At 68.4% G+C, this 22087-nt stretch carries 21 protein-coding genes and 1 pseudogene; 7 read left to right on the forward strand and 15 right to left on the reverse strand.

Annotated elements, in window-relative coordinates; translation table 11 throughout:
• Nucleotides 1-6 precede the first annotated feature (6 nt).
• The 4 genes from VAPA_RS08110 (at nucleotide 7) to VAPA_RS08125 (ending at nucleotide 3116) form a co-directional block, all read left to right on the forward strand.
• Nucleotides 7-744 (forward strand): aspartate/glutamate racemase family protein, encoded by a 738-nt coding sequence (locus VAPA_RS08110; RefSeq protein ID WP_021006281.1) that lies wholly within the window; start codon nucleotides 7-9, stop codon nucleotides 742-744.
• A gap of 103 nt (nucleotides 745-847) precedes the next feature.
• Entirely contained in the window at nucleotides 848-1747 is a 900-nt protein-coding gene (locus tag VAPA_RS08115) for a dienelactone hydrolase family protein (RefSeq protein WP_021006282.1), read from the forward strand.
• A gap of 105 nt (nucleotides 1748-1852) precedes the next feature.
• A complete protein-coding gene (locus tag VAPA_RS08120; protein WP_021006283.1) occupies nucleotides 1853-2770 on the forward strand; it encodes a ZIP family metal transporter in 918 nt (305 codons plus the stop codon).
• A gap of 133 nt (nucleotides 2771-2903) precedes the next feature.
• Nucleotides 2904-3116, forward strand: a complete 213-nt coding sequence (locus VAPA_RS08125; RefSeq protein ID WP_021006284.1) for a hypothetical protein — start codon at nucleotides 2904-2906, stop codon at nucleotides 3114-3116.
• A gap of 6 nt (nucleotides 3117-3122) precedes the next feature.
• Here VAPA_RS08125 and VAPA_RS08130 read toward each other — a convergent pair whose 3' ends face one another.
• The 8 genes from VAPA_RS08130 to VAPA_RS08165 all read right to left on the reverse strand — a co-directional run bounded on the left by VAPA_RS08130 (nucleotide 3123) and on the right by VAPA_RS08165 (nucleotide 12976).
• Entirely contained in the window at nucleotides 3123-4583 is a 1461-nt protein-coding gene (locus VAPA_RS08130; protein ID WP_021006285.1) for an N-acyl-D-amino-acid deacylase family protein, read from the reverse strand.
• 229 nt (nucleotides 4584-4812) lie between these two features.
• Nucleotides 4813-5811 (reverse strand): ABC transporter ATP-binding protein, encoded by a 999-nt coding sequence (locus tag VAPA_RS08135; protein ID WP_021006286.1) that lies wholly within the window; start codon nucleotides 5809-5811, stop codon nucleotides 4813-4815.
• Entirely contained in the window at nucleotides 5808-6836 is a 1029-nt protein-coding gene (locus tag VAPA_RS08140; protein WP_021006287.1) for an ABC transporter ATP-binding protein, read from the reverse strand. Before VAPA_RS08140 ends, VAPA_RS08135 begins: the two co-directional genes overlap by 4 nt.
• Before the next feature lie 8 nt (nucleotides 6837-6844).
• Nucleotides 6845-7744 carry an ABC transporter permease gene (locus VAPA_RS08145; protein ID WP_021006288.1) on the reverse strand — a complete coding sequence of 300 codons (900 nt, stop codon included), beginning with the start codon at nucleotides 7742-7744 and terminating at the stop codon, nucleotides 6845-6847.
• A 26-nt stretch (nucleotides 7745-7770) separates the two neighbouring features.
• Nucleotides 7771-8706: an ABC transporter permease gene (locus VAPA_RS08150; RefSeq protein ID WP_021006289.1), complete on the reverse strand. Its 936-nt coding sequence runs from the start codon at nucleotides 8704-8706 to the stop codon at nucleotides 7771-7773.
• 21 nt (nucleotides 8707-8727) lie between these two features.
• Nucleotides 8728-10305, reverse strand: coding sequence for an ABC transporter substrate-binding protein (locus tag VAPA_RS08155; RefSeq protein WP_021006290.1), 1578 nt, complete (start codon nucleotides 10303-10305; stop codon nucleotides 8728-8730).
• Nucleotides 10306-10337: 32 nt separating this feature from the next.
• Nucleotides 10338-11789, reverse strand: a complete 1452-nt coding sequence (locus VAPA_RS08160; RefSeq protein ID WP_021006291.1) for a M81 family metallopeptidase — start codon at nucleotides 11787-11789, stop codon at nucleotides 10338-10340.
• Between the two features lie 23 nt (nucleotides 11790-11812).
• The gene (locus VAPA_RS08165; protein WP_021006292.1) at nucleotides 11813-12976 is read right to left on the reverse strand and encodes an NAD(P)/FAD-dependent oxidoreductase; all 1164 of its coding nucleotides are present in this window, start codon (nucleotides 12974-12976) and stop codon (nucleotides 11813-11815) included.
• 203 nt (nucleotides 12977-13179) lie between these two features.
• On the opposite strand from VAPA_RS08165, the gene VAPA_RS08170 reads away from it, so the two are divergent.
• The 3 genes and pseudogenes from VAPA_RS08170 to VAPA_RS35515 all read left to right on the forward strand — a co-directional run bounded on the left by VAPA_RS08170 (nucleotide 13180) and on the right by VAPA_RS35515 (nucleotide 14807).
• Complete coding sequence (locus VAPA_RS08170) at nucleotides 13180-13926, forward strand: helix-turn-helix domain-containing protein (protein ID WP_021006293.1); 747 nt, start codon at nucleotides 13180-13182, stop codon at nucleotides 13924-13926.
• A 184-nt stretch (nucleotides 13927-14110) separates the two neighbouring features.
• Nucleotides 14111-14386 (forward strand): annotated as a pseudogene (locus VAPA_RS35510) (peptidase dimerization domain-containing protein); the annotation flags it as partial.
• Nucleotides 14316-14807: a M20/M25/M40 family metallo-hydrolase gene (locus VAPA_RS35515; protein WP_329604096.1), complete on the forward strand. Its 492-nt coding sequence runs from the start codon at nucleotides 14316-14318 to the stop codon at nucleotides 14805-14807. The pseudogene VAPA_RS35510 and the gene VAPA_RS35515, both read left to right, overlap by 71 nt.
• A 21-nt stretch (nucleotides 14808-14828) precedes the next feature.
• Here the strand turns inward: VAPA_RS35515 and VAPA_RS08180 are convergent, their stop codons facing one another.
• The 7 genes from VAPA_RS08180 to VAPA_RS08210 form a co-directional block, all read right to left on the reverse strand.
• Nucleotides 14829-16769, reverse strand: a complete 1941-nt coding sequence (locus tag VAPA_RS08180; RefSeq protein ID WP_021006294.1) for a DUF3300 domain-containing protein — start codon at nucleotides 16767-16769, stop codon at nucleotides 14829-14831.
• A 156-nt stretch (nucleotides 16770-16925) separates the two neighbouring features.
• Entirely contained in the window at nucleotides 16926-17498 is a 573-nt protein-coding gene (locus tag VAPA_RS08185) for a DUF3299 domain-containing protein (protein ID WP_021006295.1), read from the reverse strand.
• Between the two features lie 131 nt (nucleotides 17499-17629).
• Nucleotides 17630-18892: an ABC transporter permease gene (locus VAPA_RS08190; RefSeq protein WP_021006296.1), complete on the reverse strand. Its 1263-nt coding sequence runs from the start codon at nucleotides 18890-18892 to the stop codon at nucleotides 17630-17632.
• A gap of 1 nt (nucleotide 18893) precedes the next feature.
• A complete protein-coding gene (locus tag VAPA_RS08195) occupies nucleotides 18894-19640 on the reverse strand; it encodes an ABC transporter ATP-binding protein (RefSeq protein WP_041946045.1) in 747 nt (248 codons plus the stop codon).
• Nucleotides 19641-19644: 4 nt separating this feature from the next.
• Nucleotides 19645-20223, reverse strand: a complete 579-nt coding sequence (locus VAPA_RS08200) for a DUF2796 domain-containing protein (protein WP_021006298.1) — start codon at nucleotides 20221-20223, stop codon at nucleotides 19645-19647.
• Nucleotides 20220-21128 carry a sulfurtransferase gene (locus VAPA_RS08205; RefSeq protein ID WP_021006299.1) on the reverse strand — a complete coding sequence of 303 codons (909 nt, stop codon included), beginning with the start codon at nucleotides 21126-21128 and terminating at the stop codon, nucleotides 20220-20222. The genes VAPA_RS08200 and VAPA_RS08205 overlap by 4 nt, the downstream gene beginning before the upstream one ends.
• A gap of 37 nt (nucleotides 21129-21165) precedes the next feature.
• Nucleotides 21166-22083 (reverse strand): DMT family transporter, encoded by a 918-nt coding sequence (locus tag VAPA_RS08210; RefSeq protein ID WP_021006300.1) that lies wholly within the window; start codon nucleotides 22081-22083, stop codon nucleotides 21166-21168.
• Nucleotides 22084-22087: the final 4 nt, after the last annotated feature.

The raw sequence follows: 22087 nt of genomic DNA on the forward strand, positions 1-22087 counted from the left end.
AAGATCATGGCTTCGACGAACGTAGTCGGCATTCTGGGCGGCATGGGCCCTGCGGCGGGGGCCGACTTCGTCCGGCTGTTCGTGCAGGCCTGTGCGCAGCAGATGCGCTCGCGCGGGGAACCGGTGCGGGACCAGTCCTTTCCGGAGCACTGGCTGGCGCAGGTGCCGGTGCCCGACCGCACCGATGCGCTGGGCTCGGCCGAGAACGGCGCACACCAGCCGCTCGAGCCGATGCTGCAGGCGCTCGGGCGCCTTGCCGCGCTGGGCAGCCAGGCGGTAGCCATTGCCTGCAACACCGCGCATGCCTGGCATGCCCGGCTGCAGGAACGCTTCCCGCAGGTCGAGCTGCTGCACATGGCGCGCGAGGTGGCGCAGCATCTTGCCGCGCAGGGTGCGGGCAACGTGGCGCTGATGGCCACCGAAGGCACCTACCGCGTGCGGCTCTACGATCAGGCGCTGGCCGACGCGGGGCTCGATTGCCATGTGCCGCTGGCCGAAGAGCGCCGCATCATCACGCGCGGCATCTTCGACGGCGTCAAGGCAGGCAACATGCAGCTCGCCGAAGCGTGCTTTTCGCAAGTGGCGCTGCAACTCGCGCAACGCCACGGGCCGGTCACCATCATCATGGGCTGCACCGAGGTTCCGCTCGGGCTCCAGGGCTCGGCCGCCGTGGCCGGGCTGAGCCTGGTCGACCCGGCGCAGGTGCTGGCCGCCGCGCTGGCGCGCCGCGCCTACCGCGACTAGCAAGCAACCCTGCTGACATACGGGCCGGGCCGGTTTCGCCTACATTGCGGCGTGCGTTTTCGCGCATGCCCCTTTGTCCGACGATTCAACTGGAGCCCCTCCCATGTCCCTTCGCGACGACAGCCGTTCCGATTTCGATTCGCTTCGCCCCGGCGAGAGCACAGAGCAGGGCGCCACGCGCCGCACTGCGCTCAAGGCCGCGATTGGCGTGGGCTATGCGGCCGCGGTCATGCCGGTCATGGCGCAGACCGCGATCAGCACCTCGGCCGAAGGCCTGAAGGCCGGGCCGGTCAAGTACACCGTCAATGGCTTCGAGGTGCCGGCCTATGCGGCCGCGCCGGCCGGCAAGACCGGCCTGCCCGTGATCCTGGTGATCCAGGAAATCTTCGGCGTGCACGAATACATCGCCGACACCTGCCGGCGCTTCGCCCAGCTCGGCTACCTGGCCATTGCGCCCGAACTCTATGCGCGCCAGGGCGATGCGAAGAGCTACACCGACATTCCCAAGCTGCAGGCCGACATCGTGAGCAAGGTGCCCGATGCGCAGGTGCTGGCCGACCTCGACGGCGCGCTGGCGTATGCTGCGGCCAACGGCGGCAATGTCTCCAAGGCCGGCATCACCGGCTTCTGCTGGGGCGGGCGCATCGTGTGGCTCTATGCGGCCACCGGCAAGGTCAAGGCCGGCGTGGCCTGGTACGGCCGGCTGGTCGGCCAGCCGAGCGAACTCACGCCCAGGCACCCGATCGACATCGCGGCCAGTCTGCAGGCGCCCGTGCTCGGGCTCTACGGCGGCAAGGACCAGGGCATCCCCCTTGACACGGTTGATAAGATGAAAGCCGCCCTGGCCACCGGAACCCCGGCTGCCAAGGCTTCGAGCTTCGTCGTGTATCCCGAAGCAGGCCACGCGTTCCATGCCGACTACCGCCCGAGCTACGTGAAGAGCGCGGCCGAAGACGGATGGCAGCGCGCCACGGCCTGGTTCAAAGCCAATGGCGTCGCCTGACGACTGCCTGTAGCCATCCACCGCCGAAGGCCGTCCCTGTGACGGCCTTTCTCTTTTTATGAACGGTATCGGGCATCAATGCCCATCGACATTGCGCAAGCAGCTATGAATTTGATAGTGATCATCGTGGCGACCCTGGTTGCCGGCATCGGAAGCGTGTGGCTGGCCGCACTGCTCTTGCGCGTGGGCGTTCGCAACGGGTCGGGCGGGGTGAATTCGCAGCACCTGCTGAGCCTGGCCGCAGGGGCGCTGCTGGCCACCGCCTTCATGCACCTGTTGCCCGAAGCCTTCGAAAGCCGCATCGAGCCCGCGCTGCTGTTCGGCGTGCTGCTGTTCGGCCTGGTGTTCTTCTTCCTGCTCGACAAGGCCGAGCTCTGGCATCACGGGCACGAGCACCACCACGGCGACCCCGTGCCGGGACCGGTCGGGCACCCGGCAGGCGGCCATGACCACGGACACGGCGATCACGGCCATGCCCATGGCCATGCGCACAGCCACGCCCCCCGCATGGGCGGCGGCTGGGCCGTGCTCACCGGCGACAGCGTGCACTGCTTCGGCGACGGCATCCTGATCGCATCGGCCTTCATTGCGGACATCCGCCTCGGCCTGGTGGCGGCCGTTGCCGTGTTGGCGCACGAGGTTCCGCACCACATCGGCGACCTGGTCGTGCTGCGCCAGAGCTCGGCCAACCAGCGCGCGGCCCTGGTCAAGGTGTCGCTCGCCGGCACGATGACCATGCTCGGCGGCATTGTGGGATGGTGGCTGGTCGACCAGCTGCATGGCTGGCTGCCGTACTTCCTGGTGCTGGCCAGCAGCAGCTTCGTCTATGTGGCGCTGGCCGACCTGATTCCCCAGCTGCAGAAGCGGCTGCCTGCGCGGCAGACTGCGGCGCAGATCGTGTGGCTGGTGGTGGGCATTGCGCTGGTCTCGCTGGTGAGCCGGCTGGCGCACGGCGAGCACGGCCATGGCGACCAGGGCCACGACGAGGGCCATGGGGAGCACGGCCACGTCCACAAGGACTGAGGGCAAGGCCGGCGGGGCGGGCGGCGCGGGGCGAGAAACTTTCCGACACCGACACTGCGCTTCAGGTGAACCGGAATGGCCGAAACAGGCGCACTATAGGGGGTCGTTCAGTATTCAGCCTGAGGAGCCGATCATGATCAACGTCGACGCCACCGCGCGTCCTGCCTCGTCGTCCGACGAAGACGACGACAACACGCCAGCCGACGATTTCGAGGAAACCGACAGCGAAATCTCCGACGACCTGTCGGAGGAAACGGGCATCGATCTCACGGATGCGAGCGAACTCGACGCCGACAACGTCCCTGCCGACGAAGAGTTCGACCGCGTGGTGAACGCCCCCGACTGATCCTCGTCAGGCCGCTTCTTCGCGCCTTGTGATCACCTGTCCGTTGCGCGCGCCGTTGTGCGCGCCGTGCTGCCAGGTGACGGCGCCGTTCACGATCACCGCATCGATGCCTTCGGCCGGCAGGGTCGGCGCCGCGTAGCTGGCCGTGTCGCGCACCGTCGCGGCGTTGAAGATCACCACGTCGGCATGGTGGCCCGGCTTCAGCGCCCCGCGCTCGTGCAGCCCGAAGTTGCGCGCGGTGAGCCCGGTCATCTTCCACACCGCCGTCTCCAGCGGAAACAGGCCGACGTCGCGGCTGTAGTGGCCGAGCACGCGCGGGAAGGTGCCCCACAACCGAGGATGCGGCTTCTCGCCGAGCGGAATGCCGTCGGAGCCGATCATGGTGTCTTCGAAGGCGAGGATGCGCTGCACGTCGTCCTCGTCCATCATGAAATAGATCGCGCTGCCGGGCGAAAGCCGCTTCGCCGCCTCTTCACCCGGCACACCCCATTCGGCCGCGATGTCCTTCAGGTCGCGCCCCGCGCACTCGGGGTGCGGCACGCTCGACGCGATCAGCACCCGGCCGTCCATCATGCCGCGGTCGGTGCGGATCATGGTGGAGCCCGCCGTGTACGGGTAGCAGTCGAGCCCGATGCACTGGTGCTGCATCGCCTCCTTGATGAAGGGCAGCGTCACCTTGCTCTTGCCGAAGTTCTGCGCGTTCTGCACCTTGTGGTGCGACACCACCACCGGGATGCCGAGGGCGCGGCCGATGTGGAAGGTTTCCTCCAGCGACTCCATCACGCGGTCCGCCTCGTCGCGCATGTGCGTCACGTAGAGCGCCTTGCGCGCGCTGAGCGGGCGGGCGACCTCGATGATCTCCTCGGTCGTGGCCTTCACGGCCGGCGGATAGAAGGTGCCGGTCGAAAGGCCGATGGCGCCGGCCTGCATCGCCTCTTCGACCAGCGCCTGCATCGCGGCAATCTCGGTGTCGTTGGCGGGGCGGTCGAGGTCGGACATGACCACGGCGCGCAAGGTCGAATGCCCCACCATCGCCGCCACGTTCACTGACGAAGGCGTGGCGCGCAGCGCATCGAGGTACGCCGCGAAGCTCGTGAAGCGGCCCGCGGCCGGCGACTCGAGCAGGCTCAGCGGCATCGGCAGCTCCATGTCTTCGCGCAGCGGCGCGGCGCTGATGCCGCAGTTGCCCGCGATCACCGTGGTCACGCCCTGCGACACCTTGAACGGCATCTGCGCCTGCGAAAGAACGGCCTGGTCGTCGTGCGTGTGCGAGTCGATGAAGCCCGGCGCGACGATGCGGCCGGTGGCGTCCAGCGTCCGGTCGGCGGTGTGGCCTGCGAGATTGCCGATGGCGGCGATGCGGCCGTTCATGATGCCCACGTCGGCATCGAAGCGCGGCGCCTTGGTGCCGTCGATCACGGTGCCGCCGCGGATCAGCAGGTCGTAGTGGTTTTTGAGTGTGCTCATGTGAGGCCTTTCATGTCTTCAAGAACGTTTGTTCGGGGCGTGTGCACAGGCCACCGGGTACTCCCCTCCGCGAATGTCCCCCCGGCCTGCGGCCTCCTCCTTGATTTCGCTGCGGGGAGCACCCGATGCCCCGTGCACTTGGCACGCGGTTGGTGTGCGGCCGATCAATGACCTCTCCGCACAACGATCACGCCCCGAACACGCAACGCGATGAACAAGAAAAGTCATCTCAGCGAAAGTGGCAAGCCACCCAATGCCCGCCGTTGGAAGACGAGGGCCGTTCCGTCAGTTCGGGCACCTGTTCCTTGCACACCGCCTGCGCCATCGGGCAGCGCGTGTGGAAGCGGCAGCCCGACGGCGGATTGGCGGGGCTTGGCGGATCGCCCTGCAGCAGCATGCGGCGCGCCGGTGTGCGCGGGTTCGGCACGGGCACGGCCGAGAGAAGGATCTCCGTGTAGGGATGACGCGGCGCGGAAAACAGCGTGTCGCGGTCGGCGATCTCGACGATGTGGCCGAGGTACATCACGGCCACGCGGTGACTGATGTGGCGCACCACCGCGAGATCGTGCGCGACAAACAGGTAGGCAATGCCGAACTCGGCCTGCAGGTCCATCAGCAGGTTCACCACCTGCGCCTGCACCGACACGTCGAGCGCGGACACCGGCTCGTCGCAGACGATCAGCTTGGGGTTGAGCGCCAGCGCGCGCGCAATGCCCAGCCGCTGCCGCTGGCCGCCCGAGAACTCGTGCGGAAACTTGCTTGCCGCCTCGGGCCGCAGGCCGACGCGCGAGAACAGCCACTGCACGCGCTCGCGCCGCTCGGCGGCCGTGCCCGTGCCGAAACTGCTGAAGTTGCGCATGGGCTCGGCCACGATGTCGCCGGCCGTGAGGCGCGGATTGAGCGAGGCATACGGGTCCTGGAAGATGATCTGCAGCTGGCGCCGGCGCAGCCGCATCTCGTTGGCGGAGAGCGTCAGCAATTCTTCGCCTTCGAGCTGTACCGAGCCAGAGGTCGGTTCGACCAGCCGCATCACCGATTTGGCGGTGGTCGTCTTGCCGCAGCCCGATTCGCCGACCAGCGACAGCGTTTCGCCGCGCGCCACCGAGAACGAGACGCCGTCGACCGCCTGGATCGCGGGCCTGGCCGGCCGTAGCCAGCGCTTGGGCGAGATGTAGTGCTTGCGCAGGTTGCGCACCTGGAGCAGCGGGGCTGCGGTTGTCGTGGTCATGCGCTCACCTCGGGGGCCTCTGCCCATTGTTCTTCGACGGCGAAGCAGGCCACCACGTGGTCGCCACCCTGCAGCGTGAGCTGCGGCGTCTCGGCGCGGCAGCGTTCGCGCGCCTGGCTGCAGCGCGCCGCAAAGGCGCAGCCGCGGCCCAGCTCGTGCGCGGCCGGCACCAGCCCCGGAATCTCCGTGAGCCGCGCGCTCGTGGTGTTCATCGCGGGCATCGAGGCCATCAGCGCGCGCGTGTACGGATGCAGCGGTCGGTCGAACAGGTCGACCACATCGGCTTCCTCCACCTTGCGGCCCGCATACATCACGACCACGCGGTCGCAGCTCTCGGCCACCACGCCGAGGTCGTGCGTGATCATCACCACGCCCATGCCCAGCTCCTTCTGCAGCCGCTTGATGAGGTCGAGGATCTGCGCCTGGATCGTCACGTCGAGCGCGGTGGTGGGCTCGTCGGCGATCAGTACCTCGGGGTTGCAGGCCAGGGCCAGCGCGATCATCACGCGCTGGCGCATGCCGCCCGAGAGCTGGTGCGGATACTCGTTCACGCGCCGCTCGGGCTCGGGGATCTGCACCACGCGCAGCATCTCGACCGCACGCTGCAGCGCGTCGGCGCGGCTCGCCTTCTGGTGCAGCTGCACCGTCTCCGCGATCTGCCGGCCCACGGTGAGCACCGGGTTCAGCGAGGTCATCGGCTCCTGAAAGATCATCGAGATGCGGTTGCCGCGGATCTGCCGCATCTCGCGCTCGCTGAGCTGCATCAGGTCGGTGCCGCGCAGGCGCACCGCGCCCATGTGGCGCCCGGGCGGCGTGGGCACCAGCCGCAGGATGGAAAGTGCGGTCACGCTCTTGCCGCAGCCCGATTCGCCGACCACGCCGAGCGTGCGGCCGGCGCGCACGGTGTACGAAACGCCGTCGACCGAGCGCACCACGCCAGCCAGCGTATGGAAATACGTGCGCAGGTTGTCGACCTCGAGCAGCGGCTCGCCGGGGGCGAGGGCGATGTGGGACATGGGTGCCATGGACGGCCTCACAGCTGCCGTGCCAGGCGCGGGTCCAGCGCATCGCGCAGGCCGTCGCCGAGCAGGTTGATTGCCAGCACCGTGGCTGCCAGCAGCAGGCCCGGGTACAGGATGATGTGGAACGCCACCGCCACGAAGTTGCGGCCCTCGGCCATCATGTTGCCCCAGCTCGGCGTCTGTGCGGGCACGCCCACGCCGAGGAAGGACAGTGCTGCTTCGGTCAGCACCGCGGCGGCGGCCACGAAGGTCGACTGCACGATCAAAGGTGCCACCATGTTGGGCAGCACGTGGCGCAGCAGGATCACCGGCAGCCGCGTGCCGACCGCATGCGCCGCCTCGACATACAGCTGCTCGCGCAAGGTGAGCGCGAGCGAGCGCACCAGCCGGACCACGCGCGGAATCTCGGGCACCGTGATGGCGACGATCACCGTCGTGAGGCTGGCGCGCGTCACCGCCATGAGCGCGATGGCGAGCAGGATGCCGGGAATGGCCATGAGCCCGTCCATCACCCGCATCACCGGCCCGTCGGCCCAGCGCACGAAGCCGGCGACGAGGCCGATCAGCACGCCGAAGAAGGTGGCGAGCAGTGCAACCGAGGCGCCCACGATCATCGACACCTGCCCGCCCCACACGGCGCGGCTGAACACGTCGCGGCCGAGTGCGTCGGTGCCGAACAGGTGCTCGGCCGAGGGCGGCTGCATGCGCGCGAGCGGGTCGATGTCCTGCGGATCGAAGGTGGCGATCCAGGGCGCGGCAATGGAGACCGCAGCCACCGCAACCAGCAGCAGCCCGCCGACGATCAGCGTCGGATGCTTGCGCACCCAGCGCCAGCGCGGCGGCACGAAGGGCGCCTCCTCGGCCATGGCTGCGGGCGAAGCGGTGGCAACGGGCGGTGGAAGTTCACTCATCGGAAGTACGGTGGACATGGGGTCATCTAGTACTGGATGCGCGGATCGAACAAGCGGTAGCTCAAATCGATCAGCAGGTTGATCAGCACGTACACGCCGGCCGACAGCAGCAGCACGCTCTGGATCACCGGATAGTCGTGGCGCTGCACCGAATCGATCACGAGGCGGCCCACGCCCGGAATGGCGAACACCGTCTCCGTCACCACCACGCCGCCGATCAAGAGCGCGATGCCCACGCCCACCGTGGTGGCGATGGGAATGGCCGCGTTGCGCAGCGCATGGCCCAGCACCGGCAGCACGCCCAGGCCCTTGGCACGCGCGGTGCGGATGTAGTCTTCATGCAGCACCTCGAGCACCGTGGCGCGCGTCATGCGGGTGACGAGCGCGATGTACACCAGCGCGAGGTTCACGCACGGCAGCACCAGGCCGTGCAGCCAGTCGCCGGGGCCGTCCGAGAAATGCACATAGCCCTGCACCGGAAACCACGGCAGCTGGATCGCAAAAGCGTAGATCAGCAGGTAGCCCACCAGGAACACCGGCACCGAGAACGCGAGCACCGCGAACAGCATCACGAGCCGGTCGATCCAGCTGCCCGCACGGTAGGCCGCGAGCGTGCCCAGCGGCACCGCCAGCACCAGCGTGAGCGCCATGGTCAGCACCGCGATCGACACCGTGGGCTCCAGCCGCTGCGCGAGCAGTTGCGCCACCGGCACCTGCGTGAAGATCGAGGTGCCGAGATCGCCCGTGAAGAGCTTGCCGAGCCAGATCGCGAACTGCTGCCACAGGGGCAGGTTCAGGCCCAGCGCGGCGCGCAGCTTCTCGATGTCTTCGACCGAGGCCAGGTCGCCCGCGATCAGCGCCGCGGGGTCGCCCGGCGACAGGTGGATCAGCAGGAACACCACCACCGCCACCACTGCCATCACGGGCAGCGTCGAGAGAAATCGCCTGAGGATGTAGCCCATGGTGCAGCCGTGCGACGCCGGTTACTTGTCGAGCATCCAGACCGTCGGCATGCCGGCCCAGAGCTTGTCCGTGCCCTTGAGGCTGGCTCGGGCGGCAAATGCGGCCGAGTACTGGCCTGCATTGATGTACGGCACCGCTTCGTAGGCGCGGGCCTGGAAGGCGTCGAGGATTTCGCGGCGCTTGGCCGGCACGGTTTCCTTCAGCCAGGCATTGCGCAGCTCGTCGAGCGGCTTGTCGCAGGGCCAGCCGGGCAGGGTGTTGCCGCAGGCCGCGCTCAGGTAGGCATTGGTGATGGGGGAGTTGACGTCGAACTCGCCCGCCACGGTGACGTACATGTTCCAGCCGCCGGCCTCCGGCGCGTCGCGCTTGGCGCGGCGCGCGCCGATGGAGGCCCAGTCCATGGTCTGCGCATCGACGTTCATGCCGATGCTGCGCATGGTCTGCGCGGCCATCAGCGCCTCGGCATTGAGGTAGGTGACGTCGCTCGGCACCAGGATGGTGACCTTCTCGCCCTTGTAGCCGGCGTCCGCGAGCATCTTCTTGGCCTTGGCCACGTCGGCCTTGCGATAGGGCTCGGCGCCCGCGGCGGTGTCGTTGGGGCTGCCGCAGATGAAGTAGGTCTGGCAGTAGGCCATGCGCATGTCCAGCGGATAGCCCATGGCCGCGACGATGCGTTCCTGGCTCACGGCCTGCAGCAGCGCCTGGCGCACCTTCGGGTTGTTGAAGGGAGGCAGCAGGTGGTTCATCACCAGGAAGCCCTGGTAGGTGCCTCCGGAGCCGATCTTCACGCCGGGGTCGGTGCGCAGCGGCGCGATGTAGTCGGGCGGCACCTGCTCCACCAGGTCGACCTCGCCGCGCTTGAGCGCCGCGATGGCGCTGTTGGCGTCGGGCAGGTAGAGCCATTCCACGCGGTCGAAGGTGGTCTTCTTGCTGCCGGCCAGGCCGCTCGGCGGTTCGCTGCGCGCCACGTAGTTGGGATTGCGCACGAACACGGTCTTGTTGCCCGGCACCCATTCGTCGCGCTTGAAGATGAAGGGGCCGGAGCCGATCACCTCGGGCAGCGGCGCCGTGGCGGGCATCTTCGCGAGCCGCTCGGGCAGGATCACCGGCGGAAAGCTCGAGGGCTTGGCGAGGCCCTCGAGCACCAGGCCGAAGGGCTCGGCGAGCGTGAGCGTGAAGGTGCGCGCATCCACCGCCTTCCACTCGGCGCCGCCCGCCACCATGGCGCGGCCGATGCTGTCGCGCGCGGCCCAGCGCTGCAGCGAGGCAATGGCATCGGCCGAGGTCACGGCGGCGCCGTCGGAGAACTTCAGGCCCGGGCGCAGCGTGAAACTCCACTGCTTGCCGTCCTTGGAGGAGGTGTACTTCTCGGCCATCTGCGGCTGCGGCTTGCCGTTCGCATCCTGCGCGAACAGCGTGTCGTAGACCATGTAGCCGAAGTTGCGCGAGATGTAGGCGGTGGTGAAGGTCGGGTCGAGGATCTTCAGGTCGGCATGCGCCACCACCTTCAGCGTCTTGGGCGGCGTCTGGGCGAGCGCCGGCTGGCACGCGGCCGAAAGCGCCAGGGTGGCAAGGGCTGCAAGCGTTCGTCGTTTCATCGTCGGTACTCCGGTAGAGGCGAAAGAAAAGGTCAGGCGGCGACGCCGATCGGCCACTTGGGCAGGCGCGCCTTGCGGTAGGGCAGGGTGTTCAGGTCGAGCGTCACGGCGCCCGGCGCGCCGGCGTAGATCACGTGCTTCGCAACCTTCGAGTAGGAAGCGTAGAAGTGCTGCGACGACTTCACCACGACGATCTTCTTCGCGGCGAGGTCGCATCCGAGTTGGGTGAACAGGTCAGTGCCCATGGCCTGGTTGCGCAGCGTGATCAGTACGATCTCGATGCCGTTGGCCTCGACGAGCGCGCTGTCGCCCATGAGCGTGGGCGTGCCCGCGAGCCCCGTCATCACCAGGTCGTGCTGCAGCGCCTTCACGGTGCAGTCGAGGTCAATCGGGTCGCCCGAGAGCGGGCTGATCTTGCCGCCGATGCGCATTGCGAGCTTGGCGCCCACGCCCGCATCGAAGGCGATGCGCACCGCGATCGGGTCCCACATCGGCCCGATGGCCGCGTTCGTGATGCCGCGCTCGACCATGCGGCGCAGGATGAAGGTGGAGTCGCTGGCCGCGCCGCCGCCGGGGTTGTCGGCGCCGTCGGACAGCACCACCGGGCCGCCGTCGAAGGCCAATGCCTGGTCGAGCGAGGCGTCGACGCTGGGGTAGTCGATGGCGAGCCCATCGCGCATGGCGATGACTTCATCGGCAAGCTGGCGGGCCAGCGCATCGGCCTTGGCCTGGTCGCCGTCGGTGTAGACCAGCACCTTGGTGCCCATCTCGGGCACGTCGCCCCACGAGAAGCCGTGCGTGAGCGAGATCGACAGCACGCCGTCCTTGCCCTCGAGCGACTGCATGCGTTCGACGAAGCCGCGCGCCGGTTCGCGCGAGGTGTGCACGGTGACGATCATGTCGCAGTCGACCACCGCAGCCACCGGCTTCACCTTGCCTTCGGCCATTGCGGTGCAGATGTCCACCAGCTCCAGGCCGCGTTCGAGCACGTCGGTGTGCGGATATTCCTTGAACGAGATCATCAGGTCGGCGTTGGCGACCATCTGGGGCGTGAGGTGGTTGTGCGGATCGAGCTCGGCGCCGATGACCACGTCGGGTCCGACGATCTGCCGCACGCGCGCGAGCAGGTCGCCCTCGCAGTCGTCGTAGCCATCGGCCACCATGGCGCCGTGCAGCCCGAGCAGCACCATGTCGACCGGCAGCACCGCACGCAGGTCGGCCAGCAGTTCGTCGCGCAGCGTTTCGTAGGCTTGGCGCGTGGTGGTGCCGCTGGGCTGCGCGCCGGCCACCATGCCCTCGAACAGCTCCCAGCCGCGGTCGGCGCCGCGCATGCGCGCGGCCCACAGCGGGCCCGAGAACAGCGTCATCGCGTCCGGGTGCTGGCCGGCCGGGAAGTAGCCGCGGTCCCTGAAGGAGGCGAGGCCGGTCGGCATCGGGCCGAAGGTGTTGGTTTCGGTGGCGAGGGAAGCACTGAAGACACGCATGGTTGAGCTCTCGATGGTTTCGATCAGTCCGCGGCAGCCGCTGCACGAAGTCGCTGCGGTCCGAGCATCTCGGCCGTGAGGCCGAAGCCCGCGATGCGTTCGGGCAGCGGCAGCCCGCGTGCCAGTGCGGCGCAGGCCTCGCCCATGGCCGCGGAGGTCTGGATGCCGTAGCCGCCCTGCGCCGCAACCCAGAAGAAGCCCGGTGTGTCCGGATCGAAGCCGCCCACCAGGTCGCCGTCGGCCACGAAGGAGCGCAGGCCGGCCCAGGTGCGGGTAGGCCGGCGGATGGTGAGCGTGGTCGCTTCCTCGATGCGGTGGATCGCGAAGGCGATGTCCAGCTCCTCGGGCTGCACGTCCTGCGGCTCGACCAGGTCGGCGTTGGCTGGCGAGCCGAGCAGCATGCCGGCATCGGGCTTGATGTACCAGCCTTCGTCGGCGCCGAACACCATGGGCCAGTGCGCGACGCTGCTGCCCTCGGGCGGCGCGAAGATGAAGGCCGAGCGCCGGCGCGGCTCGATGCCGATGGGCTGCACACCAGCCATCTGCGCGATGGTGTCGACCCACGCCCCTGCGGCGTTGAGCACCACCGGCGCTTCGTAGACGCCGCCACCGGCCGTCACGCGCCAGTGGTCGCCGATGCGTTCGATGGCCGTCACGCCGGCATCGCACACCAGCTTGCCGCCGGCCCGCCGCATGCCGCGCAGGTAGCCCTGGTGGATGGCATGCACGTCCATGTCGGCGGCATCGGGCTCGTGGACGGCGCCGGCCACCTGGTCGGGCCGCAGGGCGGGCACCATTGCGAGCGCCTCTTCGGCGTTGAGGCGCTTGGCGCCGGTGTTCATGGCGCGCAGCACGTCCCAGTGGGCTTCGAGCTCCGGCAGATGCTCCTTGCTCGCGACCATCATCGCGCCGCGCGGCGTGAGCAGCGGGTGCTCGGAAAAGCCTTCGGGCGGATGCTCGAGAAAGGTGCGGCTCGCCATGGTGAGGGCGCGCACCTGCGCCGTGCCATAGCTTTCCATGAAGAGCGCGGCCGACCGTCCGGTGGAGTGGTAGCCCGGCTGGGCTTCGCGTTCGAGCAGGATCACGCGGGCATGCGGCGCGAGCCAATGGGCCACCGAAGCCCCGGCAATGCCGCCGCCAATCACAAGGTAGTCGGCCACCGCGGGCGCTGGAGAATTGGAAGTCATCGGTGAAAAGTGTAGGTAGAAATTTGCGGATACGCAAATTAAATAGAGAGCACCAAGGGGAAACCATGGTGCACCGCATCGGTGAAATTTGCGTCAACGCAATTTGCGTATACGCAACTTCCGGGCCTGCGTCACGCGGGTCATCATGGATGGCGCGGCACCGGGCTGGCAGAATTGCGCTGCACTACAAGAGAAAGCCAAGCGTGAATCCACACACAGGGACCAAGCCGGGGACAAGGCCGAAGGACGAGGCACCCACGCTGGACCGCACCACTTTCGGTCATCGCCTGCGGGCCGCGCGCAAGCGTTTCGGTTGGACGCTGGCGCAGCTGGCCGAGCGCTCGGGCGTGTCGATCACCACCATTTCGCGCGCCGAGCGCGGGCAGCTGGCGCTGGGCTACGAGAACTTCACCGCGCTCGGCCACGCGCTGGAAATGGACATGAACGCCATGTTCGCGGGCGCCGGCGTCAAGCCCGCGCAGCTCGACGGGCCGGTCGTCACGCGCGCGGGGAAGGGCGTCGTGTACCGCGGCCTGTCGATCGCCTACGAGTTCCTCGGCACCACGGCGGCCGGCAAGCAGATGAGCCCCATCGTGGGCACCGTGCATGCGCGCCGCATCCATGGCCCGGAAGACTTCGTTCGGCACACCGGCGAGGAATTCGCCTATGTGCTGTCGGGCGAGATCGAGGTGCACTTCGACAACGGCGAAGTGGTGCACCTTGCGCGCGGCGACTCGCTGTATTTCGACAGCCGCATCGGCCATGCCTACGTGAGCGTGAGCCGGCAGCTCGCGAAGATCGTGGGCATGACCACGGCGGAGAGCGGGCACATGAGGTCGGCGCGCGAGGCGCCTGCATCCGGGCCGGTGGGGAAGGCGCCATCCAGACTCAGGCCCGGATCCAAGCCCGCAGCCGCCACGAAGAAAGCCACGCGAGGTCGCGGAGCCTGACGCTTCGCCGCGCTGTCCTGCTGTCGCCGATTTGCGCGCGAATGCTGGCGAGGGTCGCTATGCTGGCGCCCGCCATCTGAAGATCCTGGCCGATGCAGGATGGCGCGACTACGACACGCTCACGGTGCTCATGAATCCCGACGAAGAGGTGGGCTCGGTCGGCTCCGGCGAGCTCATCGCGGCCATGGCCGATCAGCACGACACGGTCCTGTCGTTCGAGCCAACCGCCGCCAAGTCGGTGGCCAAGGGCGAATCGCTGCTGCTGGGCGCGGCAGGCATCGCGCAGGCCACGCTCGAAGTGAAGGGCCGGGCATCGCATGCGGATGCAGCACCCGAGTTGGGTCGCAACGCCCTGTACGAGCTGTCATACCATTTGCTGCAGACCGGGGATGTCGCGAAGGACATCCCCGGTGTCGCGCTCAACTGGACCGTGGCGCGCGCGACCGGCCCGATCAACCAGATCACCGAAAAGGCCCGGGCACTCGGCGACATCCGCATCACGCAGCCCGGCGCCGAGAAGAAGCTGGAGGCCTGCGTTGCAGGCGAAGATCGCGAGCGGCAAGCTGGTGCCCGATACCGAGACCACGGTCAAGGTCGAAGTGGGCCGCCCGGCCTTCGTGGCAGGCGAGAAGGGCCGCGCACTGGCCGAGAAGGCCCAGGCCATCTACAAGGAAATCGACCGCGAACTCGCTCTCACGCCAATGACCGGCGGCGGCACCGACGCGGGCTATGCGGGTCGTTCGGGCAAGGCCACCGTGGTCGAGAGCTTCGGCCTTGCTGGCTTCGGCTATCACGCACGCGACGAATACATCGAGGTCGACTCGATCGTGCCGCGCCTCTATCTCGTCACTCGGCTGCTGACGGAAATCGGCAAGCAGTAACGGGCGTCGCGGCGGCCGCCCTCAGGGCTGCTCCTTGGGCGGTTCGCCGGGGCGGCCGGGCGGGCGGCGATGGGCGGCAGCGGCAGCGGCCGCCGCGTGCTGCTGGGCCTGTTGCTGCTGCTGGCGGATTTGCTGTGCCTGCTGCGCCTGTTGCTGTTGGCGTTGCTGCTGTTGTTGCATCGCCTGCTGCCGTTGTTGTTGTTGCTGTTGCTGTTGCTGGCGCGCTGCTTGCGCCTGTTGCTGCTGTCGCTGCAATTGCTCTTGATGCTGCTGTTGTCGGGCCTGTTGCTGCGCCTGCTGCCGTTGCACCTGTTGCTGTTGAGCCTGCTGCTGCTGGAGCACGCGGGCCTGTTGCTGGGCTTGCTGTTGCTGTTGCATTTGCTGGCGCCGTGATTGCTCCTGCTGTGCCGATGGCCTCTGTTGCTGGGGGGGCTGCGCTGCGTGCTGCTGCTGTTGTTGTTGTTGAACCTGCCGGCTGGCCGCACGTGCCTGTTGCTGCTGTAGCTGGGCCTGCTGTCGCCGCGCTTGGTCCTGCTGCTGTTGTTGAAGCAGGGCCTGCGGCGGCGGCTGGTGGGTGCCAGGCGCCTGTTGCTGTGCCTGTTGCCGCGCCTGTCGTTGTGCCTGTTGCGCTTGTTGGCGCTGCAACCGGTCCTGCTGCTGTTGCTGAAGGCGCGCCTGCCGCTCCTGCTGTTCTTGCTGGCGCTGGCGTGCCTGCAGTTGCTGGGCCTGTTGCCCGGCTTGTTGCTGCTCCTGCTGCTGGCGCATGAGGGCCTGCTGCTGCCGTGCTTGCTGCTCTCGCTGCTGCTGCTGCTGCTGTTGCTGTTGCTGTTGCTGTTGCTGTTGCTGCACCAGCTGGGCGTTCTGTTGCTGAGCCAAGGCTGGGCCGCCCGCGACATTGGGGGCGGGAGCGCCAGGCGGCATGCCGCGCGGCGCGTTGTTGTTGTAGACGTTGCGCACGTTGTTGACCACCGTCGTCGAGCGCGAGATGTAGGTGCTGTTGTTGTAGACCACCGCGGGCCGGGTGTAGGCCGGCTGCACCGCGCGGTCGCGGTCCCGGTAGCGCGGGGCACCCCAGTTCATGTCCCATGAACGCCAGCCCCAGTCGTGGCGCTCCAGCGCGGCGCCCACGACCACGCCGAGCCCGAAGGTGAATGCGCCGGCCGCCGCCATCTGGCCGCGGCTGTAGCCGGGCGCGGCCTCGACGGGCGGGGCATACGCATAGCCGGGGTACACGGGCACGGGCTCGCCGTAGATCCGCTGCGGGTCGTAGCTGGGCACGTACACCACGTCGGGCTGCGCGGGCTCGATGGTGATGAACTGCGGCGGCGCCTCGACCACGGCGGGGCCAGCATAGACGGGTTGCACGTCCGGCGCCGGCGCGTAGTTCTGCGGTGTCGCGGCGCTGGCAATGCGCAGCTTGTCGTTGTTCTTGAGCCGCCCCGCCGCCGATGCGCGCTGGCGCATGACCTGGATGGCGTTCATCACGTCGGCCGGATCGTTGTAGTAGGCCTGGCCGAGTGCCTCGGTCCACGCGATGTTGCCGGCCATCTGGTCCAGCACCGGGCGGAATGCGGTGAGCGACTTCACACTCGGGTCCCAGGGCTGCTGGTTGGCCGCATCGGCGAGCGGGCCGCCCTTGAGCGCTGCGTTCTGAGCGAGCCAGCCGTGCGCCGCGGTGATCTGGTCGGGATAGGTGGAACCGGCCAGCACCTGCGCCACCAGCTTGTCGGGATACAGCGCAATGGGGGCGACGAGTTGATAGAGCTGCTCGGCCGAGGGTGGCGTGTAGGCCGCCGGCGCTGGGGCGGCCGGCGCGGGCGCAGGTGCGGTGGCCGCTGGAGGCGCGGGCGCCGGGGTCGAAGGCGTGTCGGTCTTGTTGCAGCCGGCGATGGCGAGCGCGCCGATGCACAGCGAGATCGTCAGGAGCCGCGCGACCGGTGTGCGGCGGAATGATGTTGTCATCTGGAGTTCCTGTGGGCGTAGACGTCACGCCCTCGAAACTCTTCAACGGCGCGCCACCTGTGGCGACGACGCCAGCGTGCATCGCCGATGCAACGGTCTGTGTCGGCGTTGCGCCGCCTGTGCTGTCGGCGCAGAACCACAAGCGCCGCAGGCGCTCTATTTGGCGCCGCCCGTGTATTTGGTGACGCTCGTCGCGTTCACGTGGTAGCCGCTCACGCCCATCATCGAATCGTTGCGCAGGGTCTGCAGCTTGCCGGTGACCCACACGGTGTCCATGGCGCGGAACTTGGCGCCCTTGGGCGTCACCACGTGCAGGATCTGGTTGGCCGGCGGCGGCGGGGTGTGGATGCAGGCGCCGAAGTAGGGCACGAGCAGGAACTCGGTCACTTCGCCCTTCGCTTCTTCGAGCGGCACGATGAAGCCCGGGATCTTGATGTCCGCGCCGTTCATGGCCGGGTTGGTCGGCGCGTTGTTCGACACTTCCTGCATCTTCATGAGCAGCTCGTTGGCACGCGGGTCGCCGTCGTTGAGCGCGCTCAGGTCCATGCCCTTGAATTCCTTGGCCGGATCCCAGTCCTTGGGCACGAGTTCTTCCCAGGTGATCTGGCGCGGCTGGCCCGGCGGGGCCTTGGCTGTTGCGGCAGGCGGTGCGGCCTTGCCGCCGAGCGGGTTCGATGCGGTGGTGTCCTTGGGCGCCGGGTCGGCGGCCCACGCAACCAGCGAAAGCATCGATGTTCCAAGTGCCAGCGCCACAGTTCCAGAAACACCGCGGAACCGGCTTTGCCGGGCCGCTGGTGTTGCCCCCTGCAAGGGGGTTGGCGTAGCGACACGAAGTGCGCGAAGACTGGGGGTGTACATATCTAAATCCTCGGGGAGAGGCCGTCGGCCAACGAAAGCCAGTAGGCACGGATGCCCGGCAGCAGGCTCGCCAGCCAGCCCGCGGCCAGCAGGCTCGCCATCAGCAGCCATTCATTCAGTGTAGGTTCCGAAAGGCTCAATGTCAGCCCGAACTGCGACTGCAGCCATGGCGCGAGCAGGGCGATGCCAAGCACCGCCATCACCACGCCGAAGGCCACGCCCAGCACGGTGACCATGGCGCCCTCGAGCGCGAGCAGCGCCAGCACGTGGCGCAGGCCGGCGCCCACGGCGCGCAGCACGGCCAGCTCGCGCCGCCTTTCGTTCAGCCCGGCCATCACCACCGAGACCAGGCCCGCAAGGCTCACCAGCGCCACCAGCGCCGACATCAGCAGCAGCGCGTTCTCGCCGATGCCGATCACGCTCCACAGCTCGTCGAGCGCCACGCCGGGCAGGATGGCCATCAGCGGTTCGCCGGTGTAGGTGGAAATCCAGCGCTGCACGCCGAACACGGCGGAGCGGTTCTTCAGGCCCACGAGCGCGGCCGTCACGTTCTTGGGCGTGAGGTCGAACTTGCGCACCTGCTCGGCCGGAATCTTCACGCCCGGCATCGGCGCGCCGCCCGCCCATTCGAGGTGGATGGCTTCCATCGCCTCGAGGCCGATGTGCACCGTGCGGTCGACCGGCGTGCCGGTGCGCGCGAGCACGCCCACCACGGTGAAGGGCTTGTCGGCATGCTCGGCCGCATTGAGTTCGCCGCTGCCGTGCGCGAGCGTGATCTTCTGGCCGACGTGGTAGCCGAGCTTGTCGGCCACCTCGGCGCCCACCACCGCATCGAACAGCGCGCTGAAGGGCTTGCCTTCGCGCAGCGCGAGCGACTGGCGGTTGCCGTAGCGAAAGCGCGTGAAGTACTCGGGCGAGGTGGCCAGCACCGCGAAGCCGCGGTGCGAATCGCCCAGCGAGAGCGGCACCACCCAGTCGACGCCGGGGTGCGCGGCCAGCGCCTGCACGCTCTTCCACGAGATGTTGTTGGTGGCCGCGCCGATGCGGAACACCGAGTACAGCAGCAGCTGCGTGGAGCCGGTGCGCGCGCCGACGATCAGGTCGGTGCCCGAGACGGACGATGCGAAGTTCTCGCGCAGTTCGGTGCGGATGCGCTCGACGCCGAGCAAGAGGAAGGTCGACAGCGCGATCGAGAACACCGTGAGCGCCAGCGTGAAGCGCCGGTTCCAGGCGCTGCGCCAGGCGATGGAAAAAAGCGCCTTCATCTCAGCTGTCCGCCGCCATGGCCGCCGGCGCCGCGCGGTTGATCTCGGGCAGCAGCACATGCCGCGCAAAACGCTGCGCAATGCGCTGGTCGTGGCTCACGAACACGAGCGCGCTGTTGTTCACGGCGCAGGCCGTCAGCAGCACGTCGAGAAACGCTTCGCGCCGGTCTTCGTCGAGTGCGGAGGTGGGTTCGTCGGCAATCACCACTTCGGGCTGGCCGATGAGCGCGCGCGCAGCGGCCACGCGCTGCTGCTGGCCCACGGAGAGCTGCATCGCCTGGCGCTTCCACAGGCTGCGGTCGAGCCCCATCTGCTCGAGCAGGTGCTCGGCCTCTTCGCGCGCGCTGCCTCCCCGCGCGGCCTGGGACTCGCGCCGCTGCGAGAAGCGGCAGGGCAGCAGCACGTTGTCGAGCACGCTCAGATACGGCAGCAGGTTGAATTGCTGAAAGATGTAGCCGACGTGGGCGACGCGGCAGCGGTCGCGCGCGGCGCCCGAGAGCTGCGACCAGTCGTGCCCCAGCAGCGAGACGCGGCCTTCGTCCGCCACCAGCACGCCGGCCAGCAGCGACAGCAGCGTGCTCTTGCCGCAACCGCTCGGGCCGTGCAGGAAGACCGCCTCGCCCGCGGTGATGCGCAAGGCCTCGATGTCGATGCATGGCTTTGGCATGCCGGGCCACGAGAAGCGCAGCCCTTCGGCGGCGAGCACCACGCGCAATGGCGCGGCCTCGCCCTGGGGGACGGTGCTCACAGCGTCACTTGCCCCAGGTCAGGCGAACGGGCTGGGCGGCCTGCGCGCCTGCCGGGCGCTTGAGCTGGCGCTTGAACTGGCCTTGTGCGGAAGCAATCTGCGAATCGATCTGGCGCGTGCCCTTGAAGGCGGAGAAAAGATTCACGTCGATGAACTTTGCCGCGGCCGCGTTGGTGCAGTTGAAGGAAAAAGTGGCGTCGAGGTCGGCATGGCCCGCGGGCTCGCCCGGGTCGGGACTGCCGAGGCCCAGTGCGCTGGAGCGCAGCTCGACCGGGCCGAGCTTGCAGTTGGCGGCCGGGTCGATGGCAAAGAGCTTGTCGGCCGCGCGCAGCTGGGCGATGGCGTCCTCGGCGGTCTTCTTCTCGGCATCGGTCTTGGGCGCGCGCTCGAAGCCGACGATGTTGTCGAGCGGGGACTCCATGTTGATCACGACCGTGGGGCCGTCGATGGCCACGTCGAGCTTGAGCTGGCCGTGCACATGCGCATGCTGCTGCTGGGCCTGGGCGGAAAGAAAGGGGGCTGCGAACAGTGCCGCGGCGAATGCGAAGCCGGATGAAATGCGTCGAAGTCGGATCTGTTTCATGGTTCTGCGCCTTGCCGGGTCGGCAGCCCCGGCGTGTTGCTCCATTCGCTCCAGCTGCCGGCATAGAGCGCTGTCGTCCCAAGGCCCGCGATCTGCATCGCGAGCAGGTTGGGCACAGCGCTCACGCCGCTGCCGCATTGATGGACGACCGTCGCCGGATCGCGTCCCGCGAGCAGCGCGTCGAACTCGGCGCGCAATTGCGATGCCGGCTTGAACTTGCCGTCGGGGCCGAGGTTCTCGGCGAAGGGCCGGTTCAGAGCCCCGGGGATGTGACCCGCGATGGGGTCCAGAGGTTCCACCTCTCCGCGATAACGTGCGGCGGCACGCGCGTCGATCAGGTTCTGGTCAGGCTGGCCGAGCCGGCGCACCACGGCGTCGGTGGTCACGAGCCTTGCCAGCGGTTCGCCCGGCACGAAGTTCGACTGGAAGTGCGCCGGCTCCTCGCGGTTCGTGACTTCGCCGCCCGCGGCCTGCCACGCCTGCAGGCCGCCGTCGAGCACGGCCACGGCATCGTGGCCCATCCACTTGAGCATCCACCAGAGCCGGCCGCAATAGTTGGCGCCGTTGCGGTCGTACGCCACGGCCTGCATGTTGTTGGAAAAGCCGATGCTCGACAGCCAGGCCGCGAACCTCTCGCGGCTCGGCAGCGGATGGCGCCCGCCCGAGGCCGGCACGCCGTCTTCCTGCGCAATGACCACGTCGCCATGCGAGCCGGGCACGCCGTGCTTCGCGCTGAGGTGGGCGTCGAGGTCGGCATGCAGTGCGCCGGGGATGTGCGCAGCGGCATATTGCTGCGCGCCGGCTTCGGGCTTCATGAGGTCGAAGCTGCAGTCGAAGACCATGAGGGGCACGTCGCCAGCCTGCAGCTGCTGGAGTTGTTCGACGCTGACGAGGGTGGTGCACATGGCGGGGTTCCTTCGTTGTCGACGGGTTCGATGCGGATCAGTGTTCTTCGGCCGGCGCCTTGGGCACTGCACGCTGGCGCAGCACGGTGGCCGCAATGCCGCTCACGATGATGAGCGCCATGCCGGCCCAGCCGGCGGCGTCGATGCGGTCGTCGAACAGCACCACGCTGTAGAACGCCGCAAAGATGATGCCGGAGTACTGCAGGTTGGCCACCAGGAGCGTACCGGCCTGCGTCTTGGCCGTGGCGTAGGCGCGCGTCATGCAAAGCTGCCCGAGAGCCGCCAGGAGGCCGATCGGCAGCAGCCACAGCGCATGCTGCCACGTCCAGGAGTTTCCGTCCGAAAACCCGGTGGCAGCCGTGGCGAAAGCGCCGGCCACGGCCGAGCCGGCCGCGAAATAGAACACCGTGCGCAGCTCGGGTTCGCCGATGCGCGACAGCGCCACCACCTGCATGTAGGCGAATGCGGCCGTGAGGCCCGACAGCAGGCCCAGCATCCCCGCGAAGCCGTCGCTGCCGCTGACCGAAGGCTTGAGCATCAGCACCACGCCGACGAAGCCCGCGAGCACGGTCAGCGCGAGCGTGCCCTGCAGCGGCGGGCGCTCGATGCGGCCATCGCGCCCGGGCACCGGCACCCAGGCCAGCAGCGCGCCGCCGACCAGGAAGGCCGCGATCCACACGCTGCTCATGTAGTTGAGCGTGACGGCCGTGGCCAGCGGCATGTGGGCAATGGCATAGAACCACGCGCCGAGCGACACCACGCCGATGGTGCTGCGCCAGGCATGCATGCCGGGGTAGCGGGTGGCCATGGAGACGCCGCGGTTGCGCGCCAGCAGCCACAGGAACACGATGCCGATCAGGCCGCGCCCGAGCACCATCTCGCCGCTGTTGAACCAGGCCGAGGCGATCTTCACGACCACGCTCATGGTGGCGAACAAAAAGGCGCCGAGCACCATCCAG

The organism is Variovorax paradoxus B4, assembly GCF_000463015.1.
In the GTDB taxonomy this organism is placed as follows: Bacteria; Pseudomonadota; Gammaproteobacteria; order Burkholderiales; family Burkholderiaceae_C; genus Variovorax; species Variovorax paradoxus_E.